The 2127-nt window shown below is 51.2% G+C and carries 2 protein-coding genes; both read left to right on the top strand.

The window, feature by feature from the left end:
* The coding region (locus M2108_RS31230) for a phage portal protein (RefSeq protein WP_277473351.1) at positions 1-1023 on the top strand (1023 nt) is incomplete at its 5' end.
* Positions 995-2089, top strand: a complete 1095-nt coding sequence (locus M2108_RS31225; protein WP_280777350.1) for a head maturation protease, ClpP-related — start codon at positions 995-997, stop codon at positions 2087-2089. The genes M2108_RS31230 and M2108_RS31225, both read left to right, overlap by 29 nt.
* Positions 2090-2127: the final 38 nt, after the last annotated feature.

The following is a 2127-nucleotide window of genomic DNA, read 5'->3' as shown; positions in this document are numbered from 1 at the left end:
AAGATACAGTCCGGTGTTGAGGTTGATGGTGATGGGATGGTTAGCGCCTACCATTTTTCAGACAAACACCCCGGTTCCTATCTGGGTCTGCCAACAAAATGGACGCGCGTTGCTGCTGTTGGTTCAGAGAGCGGCCGCCGTAATGTCCTGCACTTGATGGAGGCAGAGCGGCCGGAGCAACGCCGCGGTGTTCCGATCCTCGCCCCGGTGATTGAATCCCTGAAGCAGCTGGAGCGTTATACCGAAGCCGAGTTGATGGCCGCAGTGATCAGCGGGATGTTCACGGTGTTTATTGAGACACCGGAGGATGACACAGATCAGTTTGGACTTGCTCCGGTAGGTGTGCCGGTAGAAGGGACGCCTGTACCCGGGGAGCCGATCCCTCCGGAAGAAGGAGATTTGCGATTAGGTAACGGAGCAGTTCAATTCCTGCAGCCTGGTGAGAAGGCAACGATGGCGAACCCCGGACGACCAAACGCATTGTTTGATCCGTTCGTTACAGCCATTTTGCGCCAAGTAGGCGCATCTTTAGAGGTCCCTTATGAATTGTTGCTGAAGCATTTCACCTCGTCGTACTCGGCTTCTCGGGCGGCTCTGCTTGAGGCGTGGAAGATGTTCCGCATGCGGCGGGCGTGGATGTCTGCTGACTTTTGCCAGCCCATTTATGAGGAATGGTTTGTGGAAGCCGTTATAAAAGGACGGATTGATGCACCAGGTTTGTTCGATGATCCGGCTATTTTCAAGGCTTACACGAAAGCGGAATGGCACGGCCCTTCACAGGGACAACTCGATCCAGTCAAGGAAGTGAATGCAGCCGTGACACGAATTGAAAACGGCCTGAGCACTCGTCAGAAGGAATCTGCGGAACTGACCGGCACGGAGTATGAAAGTAACGTCCGGCAGTTGTCCTATGAGGAGAAGCTGCGAGAAGAATACGGGCTGGTCTCAGCAGCAGCACCAGCGCCGGCAAATGAACCCACACCGAAGGGGGGTGATGATGATAGCGAAGAAGATCAAGCTTAACGGTCCAGTGGTAAGCGGGGGGAACTCATGGATTTATGACTGGCTGGGTATGGAGACTATTTCCCCGAAACGTGTTATCAGCGAACTTGAAAAGGCTGGTGGCGATGATGTGGAGTTGTACATCAATAGCGGCGGTGGATCTGTATTCGCCGGGAGTGAGATTTATACCGCCCTGAAGGAATACAAAGGGAAAATTAAATCTAAAGTAACTGGGGTTGCAGCGTCCGCGGCGACTTTTTTTGTACTTGCTTCCGATGAGGTGTACGTATCTCCTCTGGGTCAATTGATGATTCATAATTCTGCAACCAGCACAGAGGGAGATAGAACGGCCCACAATTCTAGCTTGGAATTGTTGGAGGGCGTTGACAAAGCAATCGCTAAAGTCTACAAAGCAAAAACAAAACTTGCCGATAAAGACATACTCGATTTGATGCAAAAGACCACTTGGATGAATGCAGAAAGGGCTGTCCAGTTGGGTTTTGCAAACGGGGTTCTGTTTGACGAGGAAGTGGACGCCAGCAACAGCTTTAGTCTGGGGAATGAGTTGCCGCAAGATGTAATCGACAAATTGAAAAATGAGCTGCTGAAAAATGCGCTTAAAGATGAGTCGATTTTAGAAGCTGCAGCCAGCATTGATCCAGTCAATCAAGTGAATCAGAGAACAGAAAGGAATGGTAAACCAATGAAATTAGAAGAATTGAAGGCTCAGCACCCTGACCTGTATAACGAGGTATTGAGTGCGGGGAAAGCGGAGGGCGTTACGGCAGAGCGTCAACGTATTTCGGACCTTAACGCTCTGGCCGGTGCGCCTGGAGCCGCAGAGATTGTGGCAAACGCAATTGCGGAAGGGAAGACGGCAGCGGAGGCAGCCATTGATATTGTCAAGGCTTCCGCAGAGCGGCTGACTGTTGAAGGACAGAAGCGTGCAGCAGACTCAAAGAATAGCGGTGTTGCTGCTGTGCCATCAGACGAAGCGCCTGAAGCACCGAACGATGAAGCTGTTCAGGATGCAGAGGCTAAAGCATTGGCTGATGAAATTAAAGCTCTGAGAGGGGGACAACGATAATGGTAGCATACGAAAGCGTACCTTATGATGATTTGATT

It is taken from the genome of Paenibacillus sp. PastM-3 (genome assembly GCF_029893965.1).
GTDB lineage: Bacteria > Bacillota > Bacilli > Paenibacillales > Paenibacillaceae > Paenibacillus_AQ.
This window is presented reverse-complemented; position numbering and strand designations above follow the sequence as displayed.